This window comes from Serratia sp. Nf2, assembly GCF_003028435.1.
Taxonomy (GTDB): domain Bacteria; phylum Pseudomonadota; class Gammaproteobacteria; order Enterobacterales; family Enterobacteriaceae; genus Serratia; species Serratia marcescens_L.
This window is the reverse complement of sequence record NZ_PYTW01000013.1, coordinates 36935-59835: the sequence shown is the minus strand read 5'-3', so window position 1 is coordinate 59835 and position 22901 is coordinate 36935. Positions and strand designations below refer to the sequence as shown.

At 60.8% G+C, this 22901-nt stretch carries 25 protein-coding genes; 12 read left to right on the top strand and 13 right to left on the bottom strand.

Features of this window, described 5'->3' with window-relative positions:
* Positions 1-31: 31 nt before the first annotated feature.
* From C9411_RS23570 to gpmM, 3 genes are read right to left on the bottom strand one after another with little or no spacing between them, the layout of a single operon-like run.
* Entirely contained in the window at positions 32-982 is a 951-nt protein-coding gene (locus C9411_RS23570; RefSeq protein WP_107228034.1) for a divergent polysaccharide deacetylase family protein, read from the bottom strand.
* A 2-nt stretch (positions 983-984) separates the two neighbouring features.
* Positions 985-2319: a murein hydrolase activator EnvC gene (envC, locus tag C9411_RS23565; protein WP_063991308.1), complete on the bottom strand. Its 1335-nt coding sequence runs from the start codon at positions 2317-2319 to the stop codon at positions 985-987.
* Positions 2320-2328: 9 nt separating this feature from the next.
* On the bottom strand, positions 2329-3873 hold the full coding sequence (gpmM, locus tag C9411_RS23560) for a 2,3-bisphosphoglycerate-independent phosphoglycerate mutase (RefSeq protein WP_107228033.1): 1545 nt from the start codon (positions 3871-3873) through the stop codon (positions 2329-2331).
* A gap of 297 nt (positions 3874-4170) precedes the next feature.
* Between gpmM and C9411_RS23555 the strand changes: the two genes are divergently transcribed.
* The 5 genes from C9411_RS23555 to cysE all read left to right on the top strand — a co-directional run bounded on the left by C9411_RS23555 (position 4171) and on the right by cysE (position 7357).
* Positions 4171-4605 carry a rhodanese-like domain-containing protein gene (locus tag C9411_RS23555; protein ID WP_063991310.1) on the top strand — a complete coding sequence of 145 codons (435 nt, stop codon included), beginning with the start codon at positions 4171-4173 and terminating at the stop codon, positions 4603-4605.
* Positions 4606-4633: 28 nt separating this feature from the next.
* On the top strand, positions 4634-4882 hold the full coding sequence (gene grxC, locus C9411_RS23550; protein ID WP_004931142.1) for a glutaredoxin 3: 249 nt from the start codon (positions 4634-4636) through the stop codon (positions 4880-4882).
* Positions 4883-4939: 57 nt separating this feature from the next.
* Positions 4940-5410 carry a protein-export chaperone SecB gene (gene secB / locus C9411_RS23545; protein WP_025304678.1) on the top strand — a complete coding sequence of 157 codons (471 nt, stop codon included), beginning with the start codon at positions 4940-4942 and terminating at the stop codon, positions 5408-5410.
* The gene (gpsA, locus tag C9411_RS23540; protein WP_025304677.1) at positions 5410-6429 is read left to right on the top strand and encodes an NAD(P)H-dependent glycerol-3-phosphate dehydrogenase; all 1020 of its coding nucleotides are present in this window, start codon (positions 5410-5412) and stop codon (positions 6427-6429) included. Before secB ends, gpsA begins: the two co-directional genes overlap by 1 nt.
* Positions 6430-6535: 106 nt before the next feature.
* Positions 6536-7357, top strand: a complete 822-nt coding sequence (gene cysE / locus C9411_RS23535; protein ID WP_063991312.1) for a serine O-acetyltransferase — start codon at positions 6536-6538, stop codon at positions 7355-7357.
* 61 nt (positions 7358-7418) lie between these two features.
* Here cysE and C9411_RS23530 read toward each other — a convergent pair whose 3' ends face one another.
* The 5 genes from C9411_RS23530 to cpxR all read right to left on the bottom strand — a co-directional run bounded on the left by C9411_RS23530 (position 7419) and on the right by cpxR (position 11622).
* Positions 7419-8090 carry a DUF3313 domain-containing protein gene (locus C9411_RS23530; protein WP_063991313.1) on the bottom strand — a complete coding sequence of 224 codons (672 nt, stop codon included), beginning with the start codon at positions 8088-8090 and terminating at the stop codon, positions 7419-7421.
* Between the two features lie 104 nt (positions 8091-8194).
* Positions 8195-8968, bottom strand: coding sequence for a CHAD domain-containing protein (locus tag C9411_RS23525; RefSeq protein WP_063991314.1), 774 nt, complete (start codon positions 8966-8968; stop codon positions 8195-8197).
* A gap of 50 nt (positions 8969-9018) precedes the next feature.
* Positions 9019-9492, bottom strand: coding sequence for a tRNA (uridine(34)/cytosine(34)/5-carboxymethylaminomethyluridine(34)-2'-O)-methyltransferase TrmL (gene trmL, locus C9411_RS23520; protein WP_063991315.1), 474 nt, complete (start codon positions 9490-9492; stop codon positions 9019-9021).
* Positions 9493-9535: 43 nt separating this feature from the next.
* Positions 9536-10930, bottom strand: a complete 1395-nt coding sequence (gene cpxA / locus C9411_RS23515) for an envelope stress sensor histidine kinase CpxA (protein ID WP_048232185.1) — start codon at positions 10928-10930, stop codon at positions 9536-9538.
* Positions 10927-11622 carry an envelope stress response regulator transcription factor CpxR gene (gene cpxR, locus C9411_RS23510; RefSeq protein ID WP_063991316.1) on the bottom strand — a complete coding sequence of 232 codons (696 nt, stop codon included), beginning with the start codon at positions 11620-11622 and terminating at the stop codon, positions 10927-10929. Before cpxR ends, cpxA begins: the two co-directional genes overlap by 4 nt.
* Positions 11623-11770: 148 nt before the next feature.
* Between cpxR and cpxP the strand changes: the two genes are divergently transcribed.
* From cpxP to C9411_RS23490, 4 genes are all read left to right on the top strand, one after another.
* On the top strand, positions 11771-12250 hold the full coding sequence (gene cpxP, locus C9411_RS23505) for a cell-envelope stress modulator CpxP (protein ID WP_004931122.1): 480 nt from the start codon (positions 11771-11773) through the stop codon (positions 12248-12250).
* 132 nt (positions 12251-12382) lie between these two features.
* Positions 12383-13285, top strand: coding sequence for a CDF family cation-efflux transporter FieF (gene fieF, locus C9411_RS23500; RefSeq protein ID WP_107228032.1), 903 nt, complete (start codon positions 12383-12385; stop codon positions 13283-13285).
* Positions 13286-13516: 231 nt separating this feature from the next.
* A complete protein-coding gene (gene pfkA / locus C9411_RS23495) occupies positions 13517-14479 on the top strand; it encodes a 6-phosphofructokinase (protein ID WP_004931116.1) in 963 nt (320 codons plus the stop codon).
* A 186-nt stretch (positions 14480-14665) separates the two neighbouring features.
* Complete coding sequence (locus tag C9411_RS23490) at positions 14666-15655, top strand: sulfate ABC transporter substrate-binding protein (protein WP_063991318.1); 990 nt, start codon at positions 14666-14668, stop codon at positions 15653-15655.
* A 65-nt stretch (positions 15656-15720) separates the two neighbouring features.
* Here C9411_RS23490 and tpiA read toward each other — a convergent pair whose 3' ends face one another.
* Together tpiA and C9411_RS23480 are read right to left on the bottom strand one after the other, a co-directional pair.
* Entirely contained in the window at positions 15721-16488 is a 768-nt protein-coding gene (gene tpiA / locus C9411_RS23485) for a triose-phosphate isomerase (protein WP_063991319.1), read from the bottom strand.
* A 127-nt stretch (positions 16489-16615) separates the two neighbouring features.
* Complete coding sequence (locus C9411_RS23480) at positions 16616-17200, bottom strand: DUF1454 family protein (RefSeq protein ID WP_063991320.1); 585 nt, start codon at positions 17198-17200, stop codon at positions 16616-16618.
* 199 nt (positions 17201-17399) lie between these two features.
* Between C9411_RS23480 and C9411_RS23475 the strand changes: the two genes are divergently transcribed.
* A complete protein-coding gene (locus C9411_RS23475; RefSeq protein WP_063991321.1) occupies positions 17400-17819 on the top strand; it encodes a DUF805 domain-containing protein in 420 nt (139 codons plus the stop codon).
* 11 nt (positions 17820-17830) lie between these two features.
* Here C9411_RS23475 and fpr read toward each other — a convergent pair whose 3' ends face one another.
* Together fpr and C9411_RS23465 are read right to left on the bottom strand one after the other, a co-directional pair.
* Positions 17831-18577: a ferredoxin--NADP(+) reductase gene (gene fpr, locus C9411_RS23470; RefSeq protein WP_107228031.1), complete on the bottom strand. Its 747-nt coding sequence runs from the start codon at positions 18575-18577 to the stop codon at positions 17831-17833.
* Between the two features lie 3 nt (positions 18578-18580).
* The gene (locus C9411_RS23465; protein WP_063991323.1) at positions 18581-19192 is read right to left on the bottom strand and encodes a metalloregulator ArsR/SmtB family transcription factor; all 612 of its coding nucleotides are present in this window, start codon (positions 19190-19192) and stop codon (positions 18581-18583) included.
* A 297-nt stretch (positions 19193-19489) separates the two neighbouring features.
* Between C9411_RS23465 and emrD the strand changes: the two genes are divergently transcribed.
* Positions 19490-20674, top strand: coding sequence for a multidrug efflux MFS transporter EmrD (gene emrD / locus C9411_RS23460; protein WP_107228030.1), 1185 nt, complete (start codon positions 19490-19492; stop codon positions 20672-20674).
* 135 nt (positions 20675-20809) lie between these two features.
* Positions 20810-21784: a dicarboxylate transporter/tellurite-resistance protein TehA gene (tehA, locus tag C9411_RS23455; protein WP_063991325.1), complete on the top strand. Its 975-nt coding sequence runs from the start codon at positions 20810-20812 to the stop codon at positions 21782-21784.
* A 40-nt stretch (positions 21785-21824) separates the two neighbouring features.
* On the opposite strand, the gene glpX is transcribed toward tehA, so the two are convergent.
* Positions 21825-22835 carry a class II fructose-bisphosphatase gene (glpX, locus tag C9411_RS23450; protein ID WP_107228029.1) on the bottom strand — a complete coding sequence of 337 codons (1011 nt, stop codon included), beginning with the start codon at positions 22833-22835 and terminating at the stop codon, positions 21825-21827.
* Positions 22836-22901 lie beyond the last annotated feature (66 nt).

The following is a 22901-nucleotide window of genomic DNA, read 5'->3' as shown; positions in this document are numbered from 1 at the left end:
TGTGAAAAGGGCCGGAATTCCGGCCCTTTTTTTATGTTTGCGGTTTGGCTTGCGTCCAGTGCTGCCAATGACGCTTGATGAAGGTCACCGGCGGCGAGGTGGCGATGCTGTCGGCGATGACGCCCAGCGCGGTGCCGGCGTTGGTTTTTTCCTTCGGCGGTTTGACCTTGCACTGCTTGATGCCGCCACTGAACGGGTTCTTCGGCTGCGGTTTTTGCGGTTTGACCGGCGGGACGTAGCTACCACCGCCGTTGCCCTGCGGTTCGTTCAGCAGCGCGCTCGGTTTAACCAGCACGATATCGGTGGGCAGCGACGGCAGCATCTGCTGCAGCACCTTCACCGTCGCCGGGCGCGGGTGGCCGATGGCGATGGCGGAGCCGTTGCGCCGCGCCAATTCGACCGCGCGATTGAACTGGCGGCGGATGTCGGCTTCGTTCGCGGTATCGTCGAGGAACACCTTGCGTTTGATCACCTTCACGCCGGTGCCGGCCGCGGCGCGGGTCGCTTGGCTGCTGCCGATGGTCATGCTGTCCAGAAAGTACAGGCGGTAGCTTTCGAGCGCCTGCATCACTTTCTGCATGCCCGGCAGGCTGGAGGTCATAGCGCTGCCCATGTGGTTGTTCATGCCGACCGCGTAGGGCACGTTGTTCACCGCATTGCGGATGATGCGCTGGATCTCTTCGCTGCTCATGGAGGGCTGCAGGGTATCGCGCTCCAGCGGCTGCTTGCTGAGCGGCGCCATCGGCATGTGGATCAAGACTTCGCGGCCCTGGCTATGGGCGCGAGTGGCCATCAGGCGGGCATGCGGCGCGTTGGGCAACACCGCGACCGAGATCGCCGTCGGCATTTGCAGCACCGCGTTTTCTTCGTGAGGGCGGTAGCCCACGTCATCGATGACGATGGAGAGTTTTCCTGCCTGCGCAGCGTAAACCTGCAGCAGACAGCCTATTAACAGAGCTGTTCGGGTGTTGACATAGCGCAAATCTATCTTCCCAACCACGGCAGTGGGTTAACCGCCTGTCCCTGACGACGGATTTCGAAATAGAGCGACGGCGTTCCCTGGCCGCCGCTGGTGCCGACCAGAGCGATCGGCTGGCCGGCGCGCACCTGTGCCCCGACGTTGACCAACGCGCTTTGGTTGTAGCCGTACACGCTCATGTCGCCTTTACCGTGTTCGACCACCACCATCAGGCCATAACCTTGCAGCCAGTCGGCCAGCAGCACGCGGCCATCGGCGACGGCTTTCACTTCGCTGCCTTCGCGGGCTTCGATCACCATGCCTTTCCAGCGTAGCTCGCCCTGCTGCTGTTCGCCAAAGCCGTGCAGCGTGCGGCCGCGCACCGGCCACATCAGCTGGCCGGCCGGGCGACCGAGGCCGCCGGTGCGCGCCATCAGCGAGCGATCGGCTTCGCTAGGTTTGTAGGTGGTGCCGGTTTTCTTCGCCTGCTGCTCCTTGATGCGCACCTGTTCGCGCACCTTGGCCGCTTCACGGGCTTCGCGTTCGGCGCGCGCACGGGCTTCGCGCTCCGCGCGAGCGATCTTGTCGCGCATGCGGGCTTCGTTCTGGCGCAGTTCCACCAGGCGTTGTTGGTCTTTTTCCAGCGAGGCTTCCAGCGCGGTCAGCGTTTTTTTGCGGGCGCCGCGCGCCTGCTCCAGCTTCTGCTGCTGCGTCTGTTGCTCGCCCAGTAAGGATTTTTGCTGGCCCTGTTTGGCCACCAGCGTGGTTTTTTGCTTCGCCAGCTCGGCGCGGGTCTGTTTCAGCTCTTCGATGGTTTTCTGGCGCGCTTCGTTCAGATAGCCGAAATAGGCAAGAATACGTTCGCTGCGCTGGCTTTCTTCACCGCTGAGGATCAGCTGCACGGCGCTGTGCTGCCCTTGCCGGAAGGCGGCGTCGAGCTGTTTGGCGAGGAGGTTTTGTTGGGCCGATTGCTGCTTTTGCAGTTTGGCTATCGAGGCGTTCAGGCCGGAAATGTCCTTGCCCAACTGGGTGAGCGTGCCCTGGGTGTCGCGCAACTGGCGGCTGGCCTGGGCGATGGTTTTTTCCTGCTGACGCAGCTGATCCTGCAGTGAGCTGCGCTGCTGTTGCTGCTGCTTCACCGCTTTTTCTTTCTCGGCGATGCTCTGCTGGATGTCTTTCAGCTGGGATTTATTGTCTTCCGCCGCCTGGCCGGCGAGCGGCAACAGCAAGACGCCAGCGCAAAATACGCTGGCGCACATGGCGGTGAACGTCCTTGGCGCGGTGCGTCCAGGCAGCGGTCGGCTGCCTGCGTTTGCGCTTCGGGTTACCCTTGATAGTGCAAAAAACGCCTTCTCCCTCATGGAGAAGGATTATTCCACGATGAACAGCGGCTTACCAGTCATCTCTTGCGGGATTTCCATTCCCATCAGCGTTAACAGGGTTGGCGCGATGTCCGAAAGCTTGCCGCCTTCGACCGCCCGCGCCGGTTTGCCGACGTAAATCAGCGGTACCGGCAGGCTGGTGTGGGCGGTGTGCGCCTGGCCGGTGGCCGGATCGCGCATCTGCTCGGCGTTGCCGTGATCGGCGGTGATCAGCAACTGGCCGTCGACGTCGCGCACCGCATCAACCACCTGGGCGATGCAGGCGTCCAGCGTCTCCACCGCTTTCACCGCCGCTTCATACACGCCGGTATGCCCTACCATGTCGCCGTTCGGGTAGTTGCAGATAATGGCATCATATTTGCCGCTGCGGATGGCGCTCAGCAGCTTGTCGGTCAGCTCGGCGGCGCTCATCTCCGGCTGCAGATCGTAGGTGGCGACCTTCGGCGAGTTGACCAGCACGCGGTCTTCGCCCTTGAACGGCGCTTCCACGCCGCCGTTATAGAAGAAGGTGACGTGGGCGTATTTTTCGGTTTCCGAGATGCGCAGCTGAGTTTTGTTGTGCTTCATCAGCCATTCGCCGAAGGTGTTGGACAGCGACGCCGGCGGATAGGCGCAGGCGGTCGCGATGTCGGCGGCGTATTCGGTCAGCATCACGAAATCGCCGAACTGCACCTGTTTGGCGCGTGGGAAACCGTCGAAATCCGCGTTCACGAAGGCACGGGTGATCTGGCGCGCGCGGTCCGCGCGGAAGTTCATGAAGATCAACGCGTCGCCGTCCTGCATCGCGGCATCGGCCTCACCGGCGGCGCGGATCACGGTCGGTCTGACGAACTCGTCGTTTTCACCGCGCTGATAGGCGGCCTGCAGCCCGGCGATCGCATCCTCGGCCACGGAGTCCCCTTTGGTCGCGGTCAGCAGGTCATAGGCCAGCTGCACGCGATCCCAGCGGTTGTCGCGGTCCATCGCGTAGTAGCGGCCGATCAGCGAGGCGATGCGCCCGACGCCCACCGCGGCGAAGGCGTCGCGGCAGCGTTGCAGCGGGGCTTCGGCGCTGCGCGGCGGGGTGTCGCGCCCGTCGAGGAAGGCATGCAGATAAACGGCTTTGGCGCCGCGTTGGGCGGCCAGCTTGATCATGGCCAGGATGTGCTCGTCGTGGCTGTGCACGCCGCCCGGCGACAGCAGGCCCATGATGTGCACCGCCTTGCCGGCCGCTACGGCCTTATCGACAGCGGCGGTCAGCACAGGGTTGGCGAAGAAGTCGCCGTCGGCGATAGCTTTGTCCAGCCGGGTCAGATCCTGGTACACGATGCGCCCGGCGCCCAGGTTGACGTGGCCGACTTCAGAGTTGCCCATTTGCCCGTCGGGCAGGCCGACATCCAGCCCGGAAGCGGCGATCAGCGTATGCGGCTGCTCCCGCCACAGGCGATCCATTACCGGGGTGCCGGCGTTCAGGATCGCGTTGTCCTGCCGCTCTTCACGATGGCCGTAACCGTCCAGGATCACCAGTACCATCGGTTTTTTGTTGCTCGACATTGCATTGACCTCTTATGAACCTTTTAAGCTGCGAATAGCCATGCGCCCGCCGCAAGCATGGCTATTCACCCTCGAAAAACCGGCTGATTTTACACCGCCGGCGGCGATAAATAGCCCAAAGAGATCAAGGTTGCGGCGAATCGCGCGGGCTTTTATGCTCTGACGTCGGGAATTTCTCAGCGCAGCCCGCAGTTTCTACAATCGCGCTTGCTTATTGGCTGTATTTGCCGCACTCGGCAGGTATACTCTGGAACCTTGACTTATTTATCCCTTAACTGACGGGAGTTGTTACACCCCATGCTGCAAGAAATTATGCCATTCGTAAGCAGACACCCTATTCTGAGCCTGGCTTGGATCGCTCTGCTGGTCGCCGTGATCGTCATGACCTTCAAAAGCCGTTTCTCCAAGGTCAAAGAGATCGCACGCGGTGAAGCTATTCGCCTGATCAACAAAGAAGAAGCCGTGGTGGTCGACACCCGCAGCCGCGACGATTTCCGCCGTGGTCACCTGGCCAGCGCCATCAACCTGACCGCCAGCGAAATCAAAAGCGGCAGCCTGGGCGAGCTGGAAAAACACAAAGCGCAGCCGATCATCGTCGTGTGCGCCAACGGCACCGCCTCCCGCGAGCCGGCGGAGAACCTGAGCAAGGCCGGTTTTGAAAAGGTGACGATGCTGAAAGACGGCATTTCCGGCTGGAGCGGAGAAAACCTGCCGCTGGTGCGCGGTAAGTAACCGTTTAACCTATTTGAGGTGGCAATCCATGGCTAACATTGATATCTACACCAAAGCGACCTGTCCGTTCTGCCATCGTGCCAAGGCGCTGTTGAACAGCAAGGGCGCGGCGTTTAACGAGATCGCCATCGACGGCGATAACGCCAAACGCGAAGTGATGATCGAGCGCAGCGGGCGTACCACGGTGCCGCAGATTTTCATCGACGGCCGGCATATCGGCGGCTGCGATGATTTATATGAACTCGATGCTCGCGGCGGCCTGGATCCGCTGCTTTAAGCAGCTTGCCGGTTCACCGAGTGTCAATAAGGACGTTTAACCAAGGGTATTACTCACATGTCAGAACAAAACAGCACCGAAATGGCTTTCCAGATCCAACGTATTTATACCAAGGACATCTCCTTCGAAGCGCCGAACGCGCCGCAGGTTTTCCAGCAGGAATGGCAGCCGGAAGTTAAACTTGATCTGGATACCGCGTCCAGCCAGCTGGCTGACGAAGTGTATGAAGTGGTACTGCGCGTAACCGTGACGGCGAGCCTGGGCGAAGAAACTGCGTTCCTGTGCGAAGTGCAACAGGCGGGCATCTTCTCGGTAGCAGGCATCGAAGGCACGCAGCTGGCGCATTGCCTGGGTGCATACTGCCCGAACATCCTGTTCCCGTATGCGCGCGAGTGCATCACCAGCCTGGTTTCCCGCGGTACATTCCCGCAGCTGAACCTGGCACCGGTCAACTTTGACGCGCTGTTCATGAACTATCTGCAGCAGCAGGCGGAAGGCGAAGGTGCCGCACCACATCAGGATGCCTGATGAACACCGTCAATGCTTCAATGACTGTCATCGGTGCCGGCTCGTACGGCACCGCATTGGCCATTACGCTGGCGCGTAACGGCCACGCCGTGGTGCTGTGGGGGCACAACCCCGCGCAAATTCAAACGTTGCAGCAAGATCGCTGCAATCAGGCGTTTCTGCCCGACGTTCCCTTCCCCGATACCCTGCTGCTTGAAGCCGATTTGGCGCGTGCGCTGGCGGCCAGCCGCGACGTGCTGGTGGTGGTGCCGAGCCACGTGTTCGGCGACGTGCTGCGCCAGCTGAAGCCGCATCTGCGCCCGGACGCCCGCATCGTGTGGGCTACCAAGGGACTGGAAGCGGAAACCGGCCGGTTGCTGCAGGACGTGGCGCGTGAGGCGTTGGGCGAGACGATCCCGCTGGCGGTGCTCTCCGGGCCGACGTTCGCCAAAGAGCTGGCCGCCGGCCTGCCGACGGCGATCGCGCTGGCGGCGACCGATGCGCAGTTCGCCGACGATTTGCAACAGCTGTTGCACTGCGGCAAGAGCTTCCGCGTCTACAGCAATCCCGACTTCATCGGCGTACAGCTTGGCGGCGCGGTGAAGAACGTGATCGCCATTGGCGCCGGCATGTCCGACGGCATCGGTTTCGGCGCCAACGCCCGCACCGCGTTGATTACACGCGGGCTGGCGGAAATGAGCCGTCTGGGGTCTGCGCTGGGCGCCGATCCTTCGACGTTCATGGGCATGGCGGGGCTGGGGGATCTGGTGCTAACCTGCACGGACAACCAATCGCGCAACCGCCGCTTCGGCATTATGCTGGGGCAAGGCAAAGGCGTGCAGGAAGCGCAGGACAGCATCGGCCAGGTGGTCGAGGGCTATCGCAATACCAAAGAGGTGTTGGCGCTGGCGCAGCGGCACGGCGTGGAAATGCCGATCACCGAACAGATTTATCAGGTGCTTTACTGCCACAAGGACGCCCGCGAAGCGGCGCTGAGCCTGCTGGGGCGAGCCCGAAAGGACGAAAAACCCAGCGCGTGACATAAAACGATATGCCGGGGCAGCAGAATGCTGACCCCGCAAATGACCTGGGCCGCTTCGCGCTACCGTGCGAAGCGGCCCGTTTGGCAAGGCAGAGGGGAATGTGATGTCGTCAGAAGAGTTGGAACAGGTCTGGAACAGCATTAAATCAGAAGCGCGAGCACTGGCTGATTGTGAACCGATGCTGGCCAGCTTTTTCCATGCGACGTTGCTCAAGCACGAGAACCTGGGCAGCGCGCTCAGCTATATGCTGGCCAACAAGCTGGCGACGCCGATCATGCCCGCCATCGCGGTGCGCGAGGTGGTGGAAGAGGCCTACAAGTCCGACAACCAGATGATCGTTTCGGCGGCGCGCGATATTCTCGCGGTGCGGTTGCGCGATCCGGCGGTCGATAAATACTCCACGCCGCTGCTTTACCTGAAAGGGTTCCATGCGCTGCAGGCTTACCGCATCGGTCATTGGCTGTGGCAGCAAGGGCGGCAAGCGCTGGCTATCTACCTGCAAAATCAAATTTCCGTCGCCTTCGGCGTGGACATCCACCCGGCGGCGACCATCGGCTGCGGCATCATGCTCGACCACGCCACCGGCATCGTGATCGGTGAAACGGCGGTGGTGGAGAATAACGTCTCTATCCTGCAGTCGGTTACCCTGGGCGGTACCGGTAAAACCAGCGGCGACCGTCACCCGAAAATCCGCGAAGGGGTGATGATTGGCGCCGGCGCCAAAATTCTCGGCAATATCGAAGTGGGCAAGGGTGCGAAGATCGGCGCGGGCTCGGTGGTCTTGCAGGCGATACCGCCGCACACCACCGCCGCCGGCGTGCCGGCGCGCATCGTCGGGCGGCCGGAGAGCGATACGCCGTCGATGGATATGGACCAATACTTCAACGGTAGCAATCACGGCTTCGAGTACGGCGACGGCATTTGAGCGCCGCCTGCGCAGCCATTCAGGGGGAGCTTCGGCTCCCCCTGCGTTTTTCAGGTGGCGGTCAGCCCTGTTTCGGGAAGTTGGTGATATCGGTAACGATGTCGTCGATCGCCGCCTTGACGTCATCCGCCGTGACCGGCGTGCTGTCGTTGTTGACGGTTTTACCGTAGGCCTTGCGTACCACTTCCATCACCGTTTTGCCGGTATCCTGGTCGATCAGCTCACCTTCGATATACAGCGCGGTATTTTGCGTCCGGTGCCCGGTCGCAGCCATGGTGCTGGCGACCACGGCGGCGACCGGCACCACCTCATAGAACTTCATGTCTTCATTTTCGGCGGAAACGGCGGTGATGGCTAGCTTGGCCACCAGCACGCGTGAGCCCGTCGGGCTTGGCAGAATGGTAAAGCGATTCTGCAGCGCGGTTTTGATCCGCTGGGTCGCGTAGGCCTTAATCTTGTTCAACGTGTCCTGGCTGACGCGCGCCGTGGGCTTCTCCGCCGGGAAATAGACCACCGGTTGGAAATAGATGCCGCGATAGTTGGATTCCTTGTAGCTTGGGTCTACCCATCGCAGCGTTTTATGGCCGCTTGGCGAGGTGGTTTCCTGCAGCTTGCTGTAATCGGACAAGAAGCCCGAATACTGCGACGTTTGGGTGACTTTGGACGAACAGCCTGCCAGCAACAGGCCCGCTGCCAGAACCGCCATGGCAACGCTCAAGCGTTGTTTCTTCATATGGTTTCCTATGATGAGTGGTGATTACCCTTACAAAACATAGCGCATTATCTGCGCCTCATCGGGCATTTTCGGGGCCGGGCGTGCCCTGCCGTGGCCTTTTTTCAGGATCGTGATGCGCCGCTGGTTTTCGCCGCCAGCGCCGACGATAAGGCGGCGAGTAAGGCGTTCGCGCTGGCCAGCGCCAGGCGTTGCTCAGTTTGCCATTGGGCCAACAAGGGCCAGAGATCCGCCTGATGTTCTGCCTGCAGGCACCAGACCTCCCGATCGTGCCAATCGCCGAGGGCGTTCTGCGCCGCCTTGAGGCTCGCCATCGCGGTGGGAGAGAGGGGGAGGCGTTGCGGATAGGCTTCGGCCGCGTAACGCAGGCGTTTTATCAGCAGCCGCAGGCGGTGGCGGTCGTAGCCGGTATCGGCCAGTGCCCGGCGCAATTGCCGCTGCTGGCGCTGCAGGCGTCGATTTAGGCGGTGTTTGGCGGTGCGTCGCGCGGTGCGGCGGAAGCGGCGCGGCCAGGCGTGCAACAGCGAGGGAAAGTCGATGAGCTGCGGATGGGTGAGCAGTTGACGGCAGCGAGCCTGAAGATCGCTCCGGCGCACGTTGGCCTGCCAATCGAGGCGATGGCGTGCCAGTTCGGCGATCAGCACCTCGAGATCGCGCAGCGGCGTCGTGAGCCGCCCTAACTCGGCGGCGGCCCGATCGAGCCGGGTTGCGCCGGGGCAGCCGCGCAACGGACGCAGCAGGCTGCGAATGCGGCGCAGACAGACGCGCAAGTCGTGCAACGCTTCGGTGTCTTGCGCCTGTTGCAGCCGCAACAGCGCCTCGTTCAGCGCCGGTTCGAGCCGGCGAAGCTGGGTAACAATATCTGCAACGAAAGCCATGTGCCGTGCCTGGAGAGGTTAACCTTTCCAGTATGGCGCGTCGTCGCGGATTACGCCTTGATCAGCGCGCCGGCATAGTCCAGCTGCCGCCAGGCTTCATACACCACCACCGATACGGCATTCGACAGGTTCATGCTGCGGCTTTGCGCCTGCATCGGGATGCGGATTTTTTGCTGCGCGGGCAGCGCATCGAGGATGTCGGCAGGCAATCCACGCGTTTCCGGGCCGAACAGCAGGTAGTCGCCGGCCTGGTAGCTGACGGCACTGTGCGCCGGCGTGCCCTTGGTGGTGAGAGCAAACAGCCGCTGCGGGTTTTCGGCGGTGAGAAAGGCGGCGTAATCGGCATGACGGCTGACGCGGGTGAACTCATGGTAGTCCAGCCCGGCGCGGCGCAGGCGCTTGTCGTCCCACGGGAATCCCAGCGGTTCAATCAGGTGCAGGTTAAAGCCGGTATTGGCACACAGGCGGATGATATTGCCGGTGTTGGGTGGAATTTCGGGTTCAAATAAAACGATGTTCAGCATGTTGCAGGCCCCTCGTGAACGAGGGGCGCAGGATAGCAAACTCTTACTGTTCTGTCTTAGTCGACAAACGTTGATGATGCAGCGGCAGCCACAGCACCAGTCGCAGGCCGCCAAGCGGGCTGTCTTCGGCCTTCACCCAGCCGCGATGTTGATTGACCGCCGCTTCGACGATCGCCAGGCCGAGGCCGGTGCCACCGGATTCGCGGTCGCGCGCTTCATCGGTGCGGTAGAACGGACGGAAGATCTGTTCGCGATCTTCGGCGCTGACGCCGGGGCCGTCGTCGTCAACCTGGATGGTCACGCCCTGATTGTCGGCGCTGAACGCCACGGCAATGCGGGTGTGCGAATAACGCAGGGCGTTGCGCACGATGTTTTCCAACGCGCTGTCCAGCGCACTCGCGTTGCCGAACAGCGTCCACGGGCCTGGCGGCGCGGTGATTTCCAACTGCTTGCCCATCTGTTCCGCTTCGAAACGGGCGTTGTCCAGCACGTCGGCCCACAGGTCGTTGGCCTTCAGCTGCTCGCGCGCCAGTTCGCCTTTTTGCTGTCCGCGCGACAGCGCCAGCAGATCGTTGATCATCGAATCCAGCCGCTGCGCTTCTGTTTCGATGCGCGCCAGCTCGTGCCCTTCGCCGTGGCGGCGGCGCATCAGCGCGGTGGCCAGCTGCAGACGCGTCAGCGGCGTGCGCAGCTCGTGCGAGATGTCCGAGATCAGCCGTTGCTGCGCGTTCATCATGCGCTCCAGCGCGCTGACCATCTGGTTGAAGCTGGCGCCGGTGGCCAGAAACTCCTGCGGGCCGGCCTCCAGTTCCGGATGCTGCTTCAGGTTGCCGCGCGCCACGTCATCGGCGGCGTTTTTCAGTTTGCGTGCCGGTTTCGCCAGGCTCCAGGCCAGCCACAGCAGCAGCGGGGCGCTGATCAGCATGGTGACGATCAGCAGCAGCAGCGGCCGGTCGAACATCAGGTTGATGAAATCGGATTGCGGGCTGTTGGCGGGACGGATCAGGTACAGCTGGTAGTTGTCTTCGCCGTCGCGCACGGCGAACGGCCCGACCAGCTCAACGCGGCCGTACTTTTTCTTCTTGGGATGATCCGAATTATCGGATTGGCCGATGAAGTTGCGGACGATCTGCATTTCGTTGCGCTGCGCGCCGATCACCCGGCCTTCGCTGGTGACCAGCAGCAGGCGTTGGCCCGGCGGCGCCCATTTGTCGATGGCGCGGAACAGGCGGCGCCACCACATCAGATCGTTGGCCGGATCGTTTTGCAACTCGGCCTCGACGTGCTGTTCCAGCATCAACCCCTGCCGCTGCTCGCTGTCGAGCAGAGAGGTCATTTGACGGGAGTCGAGCTTGGGCACCATCAGCACCAGCATTAGCACCAGGGCTAACGTGAACCAGAAAATGGCGAAGATGCGTGCCGTCAAACTGTTGATCATGTTGCAGATACCATCAAATAACCCCGCCCGCGCAGGGTTTTGAACCACGGATGCCCGTCTTTGCGGTCCGGCAGCTTACGCCGCAGGTTGGAGATATGCATGTCGATGGCGCGATCGAACGGGGTCAGGCGTTTGCCCAGCACTTCCTGGCTCAGCAGTTCGCGCGACACCACCTGGCCGAGATGCTGCGCCAGCAGGTAAAGCAGGGTGAATTCGGTGCCGGTCAGATCCAGCACCTGGCCGTCGAAGCTGGCCTCCTGGCGGCCGGGGTTCAGCTGCAGGCCATCGACATCCAGCGTCGGGGCGCCGCTGTCGACCTGCTGCTGTTCGCTCCAGTTGGAACGGCGCAGAATGGCGCGAATGCGCGCGACCAGCTCGCGATCGTTGAAGGGTTTCGGCAGATAATCATCGGCGCCCAGCTCCAGGCCCAGCACGCGGTCCAGTTCGCTGCCGCGGGCGGTCAGCATGATGACCGGCGTCTGGTGATGTTGGCGCAGTTCTTTCAGCGTATCGATGCCGTTTTTCTTCGGCATCATGATGTCGAGCAGCAGCAGATCGATGGAGCTGTCCAGCAGCGACAACGCCTGCTCGCCATCGTGCGCGACGACGATATTAAAACCTTCCATTTCAAGCAGTTCTTTTAACAGCGAGGTCAACTCGCGGTCGTCGTCAACTAACAGAATCTTGTTCATTATGATTTACCTCCAGACGCAAAATACGTCATCAACTGTTGCCATTCCATGACTTTACGTAGTTTTACATGCACTGACGCAGGTTTTCAGGTGTAGCGGTACACTGCTCCTCGTTGATTCGCAAAGTGAGAAAGCTTGAGGAGTTGAAATGCGTAAGGTGACCGCATTAGTTATGGCATCACTGCTGGCAATTGGTTCGACCGCTGCCTTCGCTGCCGACACTATACCGGACACAGCCCAACCTCCCGGCAACGACGCGATGACCCGAATACCCGGCCAGCACCATATGTTCGACGGTGTCAGCCTCAGCGAACAGCAGCGCCAGCAAATGCGCGATTTGATGCGCCAGGCCCGGCACGATCTGCCTGGTGTCAATGTAGCTGAAATGGAAGCCATGCATAAACTGGTGACCGCAGAGAAATTTGACGAAGCCGCCGTGTATGCCCAGGCGGAAAAGATGGCCCAGCAGCAGGTCAAGCGCCAGGTCGAAATGGCCCGGGTGCGCAACCAAATGTATAACCTGCTGACGCCAGAGCAAAAAAGTGTTTTAGACCAGAAACATCAGCAGCGTATGCAGCAGATGGAGCAACAAATTTCTGGTTTGCAGCAAGCTTCTGCCCAGAAGTGAAGTACGACTGAGTAGTCCCCTGTTTTTCCTTGCCATAGACACCATCCCTGTCTTCCCCGCCATGATGGCGGGGTTTTTTTTATCCGACATTTCGCTATATTGAGCGCCATACCTTTTGACCGGGATCCCTTAATGGAACAGCGCTATGCACGCCTGGTAAAGTCCGCTGCGTTGGCCGCTACCGCGCTGGCGTCGTCGCTGCTGTTAATCAAAATCGTCGCCTGGTACCACACCGGTTCGGTCAGCCTGCTGGCGGCGCTGGTGGATTCGCTGGTCGATATCGCCGCCTCCCTGACCAACCTTCTGGTGGTGCGCTATTTGCTGCAGCCGGCCGATGCCGAGCACACCTTTGGCCACGGCAAAGCGGAGTCGCTGGCGGCGCTGGCGCAAAGCATGTTTATTTCCGGCTCCGCCCTGTTTCTGTTCCTCACCGGCTTCCAGCATTTGTATGCGCCGCAAACGCTGCGCGATCCCGGCGTTGGGGTCGTCGTGACGGTGATCGCGTTGATCAGTACCCTGATTCTGGTCACCTATCAACGTTGGGTGGTCAGAAAAACGCGCAGCCAGGCGGTGCGCGCAGATATGCTGCATTATCAGTCAGATGTCATGATGAATGGTGCTATTCTTATCGCTCTTGGGCTAAGCTGGTACGGCTTCCGGCGGGCGGACGCGCTGTTCGCGCTGGGCATCGGCGTTTACATCCTGTATAGCGCGCTGCGCATGGGCTACGAAGCGGTGCAGTCGCTGCTGGATCGGGCGTTGCCGGATGACGAACGCCAGGCGATTATCGAGGTGGTTTCCTCCTGGCCCGGGGTGAAAGGCGCGCACGATCTGCGCACGCGGCAGTCGGGGCCGACGCGTTTCATCCAGCTGCATCTGGAGATGGAAGACTCGCTGCCGCTGCGCGAGGCGCACCGGTTGGCCGATCAGGTGGAACAGGCGCTGCGGCGCCGTTTTGCGGGGGCGGACGTCATTATTCACCTGGATCCGTGCTCCGTGGTGCCGCCGGGTAGGCAGGGACATTGGGAGCTATAATCAGATAGAGGCATAGATCGAAGTATTATCATGAATATCTGAGTTAGCTCAGCGTGCCATGCGGTGTTTTTACCGTTATATTGCGTGACTTGAATCAATTCAGCTGGGTGTTTTTGATATAATATCCAGCAATAAGCCGTAAAGCTGGTTTTCTGCAGCCGGAGAGGTTTCAAGACGATCGGCGGAGACAGAATTCTTAAGAAATTGCATCTACACAGTTCAGAGGTAGTCATGATCAAGAAAATCGGTGTACTGACGAGCGGCGGTGATTCGCCGGGTATGAACGCTGCAATCCGCGGCGTTGTGCGTTCTGCGCTTTCAGAAGGTCTGGAAGTTTTTGGTATTTACGATGGCTACCTTGGCTTGTACGAAGATCGCATGGAGCAGCTGGATCGCTATAGCGTGTCCGACATGATCAACCGCGGCGGCACCTTCCTTGGCTCGGCCCGCTTCCCGGAATTCAGGGATGAGAACGTGCGCGCCAAGGCGATTGAAAACCTGAAGAATCGCGGCATCGACGCGCTGGTGGTGATCGGCGGCGACGGTTCCTACATGGGCGCCAAACGCCTGACGGAAGAAGGCTTCCCGTGCATCGGTCTGCCGGGCACCATCGATAACGACGTTGCCGGCACCGACTACACCATCGGTTACTTCACCGCGTTGGAAACCGTGGTGGAAGCGATCGACCGCCTGCGCGATACCTCCTCTTCGCACCAGCGTATCTCCATCGTGGAAGTGATGGGCCGTTACTGCGGCGATCTGACGCTGGCGGCGGCGATTGCCGGCGGTTGCGAATTCATCGTGCTGCCTGAAATCGAATTCAACCGCGAAGATCTGGTGTGCGAAATCAAGGCCGGTATCGCCAAGGGTAAAAAACACGCCATCGTGGCGATCACCGAGCACATCTGCGACATCGATGAGCTGGCGCGCCACATCGAGCAGGAAACCAAGCGTGAAACCCGCGCCACCGTGCTGGGCCATATTCAACGCGGCGGTTCACCGGTTGCCTACGACCGCATCCTGGCCTCGCGCATGGGCGCCTACGCCATCGAGCTGCTGCTGCAGGGCTACGGCGGCCGCTGTGTCGGTATCCAGAACGAAAAAATGGTGCACCACGACATCATCGACGCGATCGAAAACATGAAGCGTCCGTTCAAGGGCGACTGGCTGGAAACGGCGAAAAAGCTGTACTGATACGCCGCTCATCGTACGACAAAAAAGCCTCCGCTCGCGGGGGTTTTTTTATGCCCGTTGGCGATATATTCCGGAATCATCTATCCCAAAATTTTTTATTCTTTAATTGCCGGGAAAGTTTCTGGCAGGCTCTGATGCTAAATCAACCGATTAAGGTTGCGCTTAATTTTCTGGGAGAGCCTGTCGATGCGTAAATGGGGTGTAGGTCTGACATTGGTGCTGTTGGCGTCCGGCGCCATGGCGAAGGATATTCAGTTGCTGAACGTGTCATACGATCCGACGCGTGAGTTCTATCAGGCTTACAACACGGCATTCAGCAAGCACTATCAGGCGGAAACCGGCGACAAGGTGACGGTGCGCCAGTCGCACGGCGGTTCCGGCAAACAGGCGACCTCGGTGATCAACGGCATCGAGGCCGATGTGGTGACGCTGGCGTTGGCCTATGACGTCGACGCCATTGCCGAACGCGGGCGTATCGAGAAAGACTGGATCAAACGCCTGCCGGACAACTCGGCGCCTTACACCTCGACCATCGTCTTCCTGGTGCGTAAAGGCAACCCGAAACAAATTCACGACTGGCCCGATTTGCTCAAGCCGGGCGTGTCGGTGATCACCCCGAACCCGAAAACCTCCGGCGGCGCCCGCTGGAACTACCTGGCCGCCTGGGGCTACGCGTTGCACCACAACAACAACGATAAGACCAAGGCGCAGGACTTCGTCAAAAACCTGTACAAGAACGTCGAAGTGCTGGATTCCGGCGCGCGCGGCTCGACCAACACCTTCGTTGAGCGCGGCATCGGCGACGTGCTGATCGCCTGGGAAAACGAAGCGCTGCTGGCGGAGAAAGAGCTGGGCAAAGACAAATTCGAGATTATCACCCCGAGTGAATCGATCCTGGCCGAACCGACGGTGTCGGTGGTGGATAAGGTGGTCGATAAACGCGGTACCCGCGACGTGGCGACCGCCTACCTGAAGTATCTGTATTCGCCGGAAGGGCAGACCATCGCGGCACAGCACTATTACCGTCCGCGCGATGCGGCGGTGGCGGCCAAGTTTGCCGGGCAGTTCCCGCAGTTGAAGCTGTTCACCGTGGATGATACCTTCGGCGGCTGGACCGAAGCGCAGAAGGTGCACTTCGCCACCGGCGGCGTGTTCGACGAGATAAGCAAACGCTGATGCCGGTTGAGCGGCAATAAAAAACCCCGGCAAGCCGGGGTTTTTTTATGGCAAGCCTAAGGCAATCAGGCTTTTTTCGCTGCGGCAGCGGCTTTGACGATCACGGCGAAAGCGTCGGCTTTCAGCGAGGCGCCGCCAACCAGCGCACCGTCGATGTCTGGCTGACCGAACAGCTCTGCGGCGTTCTTGTCGTTCACCGAACCGCCGTACTGGATGATGATTTCAGCGGCAACCGCGGCATCGTGCTTGGCGATGTGGTCACGGATAAATTTGTGTACGGCCTGCGCCTGCGCAGGGGTAGCGGACTTGCCGGTGCCGATGGCCCAGACCGGCTCATAGGCGATCACGGTGCCTTTCATCGCCGGCGCGCCCAGCGTTTTCAGCACGGCGTCGATCTGGCGTGCGCACACTTCTTCGGTTTTGCCCGCTTCGTTTTCCGCTTCGGTTTCACCGATGCACAGCACCGGGATCAGGCCGGCTTCTTTCAGCACGGCGAATTTCTCGGCGATGACTTCGTCGCTTTCTTTGTGGTAGGTGCGACGCTCGGAGTGGCCGATGATGATGTACTGGGCGCCGACGTCTTTCAGCATGTTGGCGGAAACTTCACCGGTGAAGGCGCCGGACAGGTTAACGTCCACGTTCTGCGCGCCCAGCGCGATGCGGCTGCCGGCCAGCGCGTGCTTGGCCTGATCCAGGTACATCACCGGCGGGGCGATGGCGACGCCACAGCCGTCAACGCTGCTCAGCTCATTGCGCAGGCCGGCGATCAGTTCGTTGACCATGTGGGTGCTGCCGTTAAGCTTCCAGTTACCCATAACTAATGGATGACGCATGTTTTTTCCTCCAACTAGGGAACGCGAGAGTCGAAATGACAACTGCCGGACCGGCAGTTTACCTGCCCAACAGTATAGAGATCATTAAGCGCGAAGGCTTTGCTTTTCGTCATTAAATGCCGCGCCGTTACGGCTCGGAAAGCGCCAGCTTAATCGGTTCAACCGCGAAGGTTACGCCTTTATCGCCGTTGTCCGAGACGACATAGCGAATGGCGCCGACCTGCTGTTGGTAAAAACGCGATCCTTTGCCTTTTTCCAGCAGGCTGTTCACCTTGTTCTGGCTCTGTTCCACCGTCAATGCCGGTTCGAACTGGCGCATCAGCGCCGCCATATAGCTGATGGCGATGGCGCGCGCGGCTTTTTCTTCATTGGCCTGCTGCAGCGGCAGGTGAGTGATCTGCAACGTTTTGATTTTACCTGTGCCTTTCTCCAGCGCGGTGGAGGCGTACAGGTTTTCGTTGAGTTTGCTGGCGGCGCGCGTCAGCAGTGGCGAATCGTCTTCGGCGGCGGGAATGGCGCGGAATTCGCCAATCGGCAGCTTCGGGTTGTCGCGATTGTATTTTTCGCGGAATTTGACCACCGTCAGATCGAACGTCGGCGCCCCGGCCAGCAGGTAAGGTGCGGCGGGCGTTGCATCGGCGGGCGGCGGATCGGCCCAGGCGTTGGCGGCGGCCTGCAACAGGCAGGCGATGACGAGGGTTTTTCTCAGCATGGCGTATGGCATCAAGGACAAAGATGGCTCCGATTAAAGCGATAACCCGCGGGGCTTGTCAAAGATCCCACGCCATTATCGGTTCGCTGACGAGAAAGCTGTGCGGCGCACCGCGTTATACGAGGCGGAAAACTCGGCCTGGCAGCGCCTATGTTACACTGCGGCGCAGAATATGGGCAGGCTTAGAGCGCAGGAATCGATGACGTTACAACAGTGGTGTTTTTCTTTTAAGGGCCGCATCGGGCGGCGCGACTTCTGGATTTGGATGGGGCTGTGGTTGGTGCTGATGGCGGTGGCGTTTACGCTGGCCAATTATCAGCTGATCGCCATCCAATCCATCGCCTTCTTTATCGTGGCGCTGCTGTGGCCGACGGCGGCGGTGCTGGTCAAACGCCTGCACGATCGCAACAAGGCCGGCTGGTGGGCGCTGCTGCTGATCCTGGCATGGATGCTGGCGGCGGGGAACTGGCAGATGCTGGCGCCGATCTGGCAATGGGGCGTCGGGCGTTTCATCCCGACGCTGATTATCGTGATGATGATGATCGATCTGGGCGCCTTCGTCGGCACGCCGGGAGACAATCGGTTCGGCCCGGAAGCCGAACCGGTGAAGTTCCGCTGATCCCCTTCGGGTTACCAGTAGTGTTCGCTGGTGATGTGGCCCGGCTTGCGGCGCAGATGCTTGCGCATCTCGCGGTGATCTTTCAGCGTTTGCTGCGTGTCCCGCACCATTTGCGGGTTGCCGCACAGCATCACGTGGCTGGTTTCGGCGTCGATGGTCAAGCCGATCGCCGCTTCCAGCCGGCCGTCCTCGATCAGCGCCGGTACGCGGCCGGTCAGTGAACCGGGTGTTTCTTCGCGGCTGACGACGGTCTGGATGCGCAGCTTGCCGTTGTAGCGCTGCTGCAGTTGCTGCATCAGCGGCAGGTAGCTGAGGTCACGCGCAAAGCGCGCGGCGTGCACCAGCACCAGGTTGTTAAAGCGCTCCAGGCCGATGCCCTGCTGCAGAATCGATAAATAGGGGCCGATGGCGGTGCCGGTCGCCAGCATCCACAGCGTGTCGCAGTCGGGCACCTCGTCCAGCACGAAGAAGCCGGCCGCTTCTTTGGTTACCATCACGTCCGATCCCGGCTGCAGCTGACTGAGGCGCGGGCTCAGTTTGCCTTCCGGCACGGTGACCAGATAGAACTCCAGATTAGCGTCGTCGGGGGCATTGACGTAGGAGTAGGCGCGCTGCACCCGTTCGCCGTCGATCTCCAGCGCCAGCTTGGCGAATTGCCCGGCGGTGAAAGGATCGATGGGGGCATTGACCACCAGGCTGAACAGCCCGTCGGTCCATTGTTTTACCTGCGTAACCTTGCCGTTTACCCATTCAGCCATACTCTAAAGCTCCCGTGGTCGAATCAAATAAGCACAATGTCGTGAGCCGGAAATGGCGTGCGCGGTGCGCTCTACCCGGTAGTCGTTGCCGAACAGGCGGTGAAACAGCTGCAGCTCGGAATTGCACAGGCTGCTGCAGTTGGAGCCGGCCACGCCGATCGGGCAGTGGTTTTCCACCAGCAGCGCGCCGTGCGGGTGGTCGAGCAATTCGGCCATGTAACCGTCGTGTTGCCGCAGGCGCACCAGGCGGGCTAACCGGTCCTGATGGCTGCGCTCGGCGGACAGCTCTTCGGCATAACGCAGATAAAGCTGCTCTTCGCGCGCGCTGAGCAACGGCTCCACCCCGGCGCCGCCAAACAGCTCCAGCGCGGATGCCCGCAGCCGCTCCTGATCGGCGGCGGCAAAGGCATGCCCTCGCTCGGTCAGTGACCAGTAACGCGTCGGGCGGCCGACCTTGCTACGCGCTTCTTCGTAACAAACCAACTCACGTTTTTCCAGGGATTGCAGATGTTGTCGGATGCCCATCGGCGTGATGTCCAGACGCTCCGCCAGCATTTTGGCCGAGTGCGGGCCGAGAGCCTTTAACTGCAATAAAATCAGCTCAGGTGTTTTCATGAACCAAATCCCTATGGTGTTATTTTATTTCAAGTTGATGAAAATAATTATCGATTAAATGCTAAAGCGCGGCTACTGCAAGGGCGCTATTTTTAACTCTAAAGCGTTAGACGTACAGTTTAATTTACGAGCCTGGTCGGGTTTGCTGCCAGTGTGACCTGGATCAATATCTGCCTGAAACTCGCTAAAAAAATCAGATTTGATTAGTTTATGCCGCCATAGAGGGCTGCTCGCCGTTCTGGCTGCTGCAACGGCCATACCGGGACGCTGTGACGAGTTGAAACGTTAACGAAGATAATGAGAAAACTAGAAAATTTTCACCTGCTGGTGATGCTTATCCTGTTAGTCGCCGTCGGCCAGATGGCGCAAACCATTTATGTTCCCGTTATTGCTGATATCGCCCACGATCTGTCGGTTCGCACCGGCGCCGTGCAACGGGTGATGGCGGCATATCTGCTGACCTACGGTTTCTCCCAGCTGATTTACGGGCCGATATCGGATCGTATCGGGCGTCGCCCGGTGATCCTGACCGGCATGATGATCTTCCTGGTCGGCGCGCTGGGCGCGCTGCTGTCCACCAACCTGACGATGCTGGTCGCCGCCAGCGCCATCCAGGGGATGGGCACCGGCGTGGCGGGCGTGATGGCGCGCACTATGCCGCGCGATCTGTATGCCGGCACCGCGCTGCGCTATGCCAACAGTTTGTTGAACATGGGGATTTTGGTCAGCCCGCTGCTGGCGCCGGTGATCGGCGGCGCATTGGCGATGGTGTTCGGCTGGCGTGCCAGCTACGCCTTCCTGCTGGCGCTGTGCGCCTGCGTCGCCTTCGCCATGTTCCGCTGGCTGCCGGAAACCCGCCCGGTGCAAACGGAAAAACGCCGCATGCTGGCCAGTTTCCGCCAGCTGCTGGGCGACAGCACCTTCAGCTGCTATCTGGTGATGCTGATCGGCGCGCTGGCGGGCATTGCGGTATTCGAGGCCAGCTGTGGCGTGTTGATGGGCGGCGTGTTGGGGCTCAGTGGCCTGACCGTCAGCATCCTGTTCATTCTGCCGATCCCGGCGGCGTTTTTCGGCGCCTGGTACGCCGGGCGCGACGGCAAGACCTTCCACACGCTGATGTGGCATTCGGTGATTAGCTGCCTGCTGGCGGGGGCGATGATGTGGATCCCGGGCTGGTTCGGCGTGATGAACATCTGGACGCTGATCGTGCCGGCTGCGCTGTTCTTCTTCGGCGCCGGCATGCTGTTCCCGCTGGCGACCACCGGGGCGATGGAGCCGTTCCCTTACCTGGCCGGCGCGGCGGGCGCGCTGGTGGGCGGCATGCAGAATATGGGATCGGGGCTCGCGACCTGGCTTTCCGCCATGCTGCCGCAAACCGGGCAGTTCAGCCTCGGATTGCTGATGTTCGCGATGGCGCTGCTGATCCTGCTGTGCTGGTGGCCGCTGTCCAACCGGATGCAACATCAGGGGCATACCGCATAACACCCTTCCCGAACCGGCGCAGGCCTTAGTCTTGCAAGACGACTAAGGTCATGCCGCCGGTTTTGACCCAGATTATTACTGCGCTGCGGCGATCGGTATACACTTTATCGACAGTGTTTTTCCGGGTTATTCGCTATGTCATCACTGCAGTTCATTCAACGTGTTCCCGTCGGCTTCTTTGGGATGGTTCTGGGGGTTTTCGGCCTCGGCAGCGCCTGGCGATACGCCGCCACGCTCGGCTATGGGCCCGGCTGGCTGGGCGAGTCGCTCATCTTTCTCGGCAGTGCCATCTGGCTGGTGCTGGCGCTGGTCTATCTCTGTCGCGGCCTGACAGATCCACGCGCGGTGCGTGACGAGTTTCGCAGCAACACTCAGTTCAGTTTTATCAGCTTGCTCCCGGCGGGCGGCGTGCTGGTGTCCATCGGCCTGCACCCCTACAGCCTGCCGTTGGCGAATGGGCTGATGGTCACGGGCTCCATCGGCCAGCTCATTTTCTCGGCCTGGCGCTGCGCGCCGTTGTGGCGCGGCGAGTTCGCATCGGAGGCCACGACGCCGGGATTCTACCTGCCGACGGTGGCTGCTAACTTTATCTGCGCGATGGCGTTTGGCACCGCCGGCCATCATGATATCGGCATGATGTTTCTTGGCGCCGGTTTGATTTCATGGCTGACCCTCGAACCCGCCATCATCCACCGCCTGCGCACCAAGACCGCGCTGCCGGCCGCCGCCCGCGGCGTTATCGGTATTCAGCTGGCTCCGGCCTTTGTCGCCTGCTATGCGTGGTTATGCGTCAATGGCAACGACTTCGATACGTTCGCCTTAATCCTGTTGGGCTACGGCCTGCTGCAGCTGTTTTTTATGTTCAGGTTGGTGCGTTGGTTTTTTGCCGGTGGCTTCAGTCCGGGCATGTGGGCTTTCTCGTTCGGCTTATCGGCGATGGCGAACGCGTCGCTGCGGTTGCTGCAGAGCCAGCGCGGAGCAGATATGCAAGTGCTTGCCTGGGGGCTGTTCGCGTTGGCCAACCTGCTGCTCATCGGCCTGATGGTGAAGACGCTGTGGCTGCTGTTGCGTGGAAAACTGCTGCCCGCCAAAACGCCGGTGGCGGGATGAACCCGCCCTCAGCGGCGGCTGGGGGCGGTCTCTTGCCGGCTTACAGCAAAAATTCGTGCAGCGCCGGGTCCTTGCGATCCAGATAGTGGGTTGAGCGGATGCGGCGGATGGTGCGCGACTTGCCGCGGATCAGCAGGGTTTCGGTCGTGGCCATGTTGCCCTGGCGGCTGATGCCCTCCAGCAGATCGCCCTTGGTGATGCCGGTGGCGGAGAAGATCACGTTGTCGTTGCGCGCCATCTGGTCCATGCGCAGCACCTGACCGGCCTCGATACCCATTTCCCGGCAGCGCGCCAGCTCCTGTTCGCCGATGCGGCGGTTCTCGGCGCTGTCGCCTTTCACCTTATGGCGCGGCAGCAAACGCGCCTGCATGTCGCCGTCCAGCGCGCGGATCACCGCCGCGGAGATCACCCCTTCCGGCGCGCCGCCGATGCCATACATCACATCGACCTCGCTTTCCGGCATGCAGGTGAGAATGGAGGCCGCCACGTCGCCGTTAGGAATGGCGAACACCCGCACGCCCAGCTGCTGCATCTGCGCGATGACGCCGTCGTGGCGCGGTTTGGCCAAGACGATCACCGTCAGCTGCGACAGCAGTTTGCCCAGCCGTGCGGCGACGTTCTGCAGGTTCTCCGCCAGCGGCAGGTTGAGATCGATGGCGCCGCGCGCCGCCGGGCCGACCACCAGCTTCTCCATGTACATGTCCGGCGCGTGCAGGAAGGTGCCGCGATCGCCCACCGCCAATACCGCCAGCGCATTGGACTGGCCCATGGCGGTCATGCGGGTGCCTTCGATCGGATCGACCGCGATGTCGACCGCGTCGCCCTGGCCGGTGCCGACCTGTTCGCCGATATACAGCATCGGCGCTTCGTCGATCTCGCCTTCGCCGATCACGATGCGGCCATCGATATCCACTTTGTTGAGCATGATGCGCATGGCGTGGACCGCCGCGCCGTCGGCGGCGTTCTTGTCGCCGCGTCCCAGCCATTTGTAGCCCGCCAGCGCGGCGGCTTCGGTAACGCGGGAGAATTCGATGGCTAATTCACGTTTCATGGCAAACCTGTCTGTGAGAAAGGGAAGAAAATATCGGCAAAGTCTATCACAGCGCAGCGGTGGCGG

What these genes read in the sequence shown, in the direction of transcription:
- secB (WP_025304678.1), top strand. Translation starts at nt 4,940, where the DNA reads ATGTCAGAACAAAACAGCACCGAAATGGCTTTCCAGATCCAACGTATT.
- trmL (WP_063991315.1), bottom strand. Translation starts at nt 9,492, where the DNA reads ATGCTGAACATCGTTTTATTTGAACCCGAAATTCCACCCAACACCGGC.
- emrD (WP_107228030.1), top strand. Translation starts at nt 19,490, where the DNA reads ATGAGAAAACTAGAAAATTTTCACCTGCTGGTGATGCTTATCCTGTTA.
- C9411_RS23465 (WP_063991323.1), bottom strand. Translation starts at nt 19,192, where the DNA reads ATGAAAACACCTGAGCTGATTTTATTGCAGTTAAAGGCTCTCGGCCCG.
- C9411_RS23525 (WP_063991314.1), bottom strand. Translation starts at nt 8,968, where the DNA reads ATGGCTTTCGTTGCAGATATTGTTACCCAGCTTCGCCGGCTCGAACCG.
- fieF (WP_107228032.1), top strand. Translation starts at nt 12,383, where the DNA reads ATGGAACAGCGCTATGCACGCCTGGTAAAGTCCGCTGCGTTGGCCGCT.
- cysE (WP_063991312.1), top strand. Translation starts at nt 6,536, where the DNA reads ATGTCGTCAGAAGAGTTGGAACAGGTCTGGAACAGCATTAAATCAGAA.
- gpsA (WP_025304677.1), top strand. Translation starts at nt 5,410, where the DNA reads ATGAACACCGTCAATGCTTCAATGACTGTCATCGGTGCCGGCTCGTAC.
- C9411_RS23480 (WP_063991320.1), bottom strand. Translation starts at nt 17,200, where the DNA reads ATGCTGAGAAAAACCCTCGTCATCGCCTGCCTGTTGCAGGCCGCCGCC.
- C9411_RS23490 (WP_063991318.1), top strand. Translation starts at nt 14,666, where the DNA reads ATGCGTAAATGGGGTGTAGGTCTGACATTGGTGCTGTTGGCGTCCGGC.
- gpmM (WP_107228033.1), bottom strand. Translation starts at nt 3,873, where the DNA reads ATGTCGAGCAACAAAAAACCGATGGTACTGGTGATCCTGGACGGTTAC.
- envC (WP_063991308.1), bottom strand. Translation starts at nt 2,319, where the DNA reads ATGAGGGAGAAGGCGTTTTTTGCACTATCAAGGGTAACCCGAAGCGCA.
- tpiA (WP_063991319.1), bottom strand. Translation starts at nt 16,488, where the DNA reads ATGCGTCATCCATTAGTTATGGGTAACTGGAAGCTTAACGGCAGCACC.
- fpr (WP_107228031.1), bottom strand. Translation starts at nt 18,577, where the DNA reads ATGGCTGAATGGGTAAACGGCAAGGTTACGCAGGTAAAACAATGGACC.
- C9411_RS23530 (WP_063991313.1), bottom strand. Translation starts at nt 8,090, where the DNA reads ATGAAGAAACAACGCTTGAGCGTTGCCATGGCGGTTCTGGCAGCGGGC.
- C9411_RS23555 (WP_063991310.1), top strand. Translation starts at nt 4,171, where the DNA reads ATGCTGCAAGAAATTATGCCATTCGTAAGCAGACACCCTATTCTGAGC.
- glpX (WP_107228029.1), bottom strand. Translation starts at nt 22,835, where the DNA reads ATGAAACGTGAATTAGCCATCGAATTCTCCCGCGTTACCGAAGCCGCC.
- grxC (WP_004931142.1), top strand. Translation starts at nt 4,634, where the DNA reads ATGGCTAACATTGATATCTACACCAAAGCGACCTGTCCGTTCTGCCAT.
- cpxP (WP_004931122.1), top strand. Translation starts at nt 11,771, where the DNA reads ATGCGTAAGGTGACCGCATTAGTTATGGCATCACTGCTGGCAATTGGT.
- cpxR (WP_063991316.1), bottom strand. Translation starts at nt 11,622, where the DNA reads ATGAACAAGATTCTGTTAGTTGACGACGACCGCGAGTTGACCTCGCTG.
- cpxA (WP_048232185.1), bottom strand. Translation starts at nt 10,930, where the DNA reads ATGATCAACAGTTTGACGGCACGCATCTTCGCCATTTTCTGGTTCACG.
- pfkA (WP_004931116.1), top strand. Translation starts at nt 13,517, where the DNA reads ATGATCAAGAAAATCGGTGTACTGACGAGCGGCGGTGATTCGCCGGGT.
- C9411_RS23475 (WP_063991321.1), top strand. Translation starts at nt 17,400, where the DNA reads ATGACGTTACAACAGTGGTGTTTTTCTTTTAAGGGCCGCATCGGGCGG.
- tehA (WP_063991325.1), top strand. Translation starts at nt 20,810, where the DNA reads ATGTCATCACTGCAGTTCATTCAACGTGTTCCCGTCGGCTTCTTTGGG.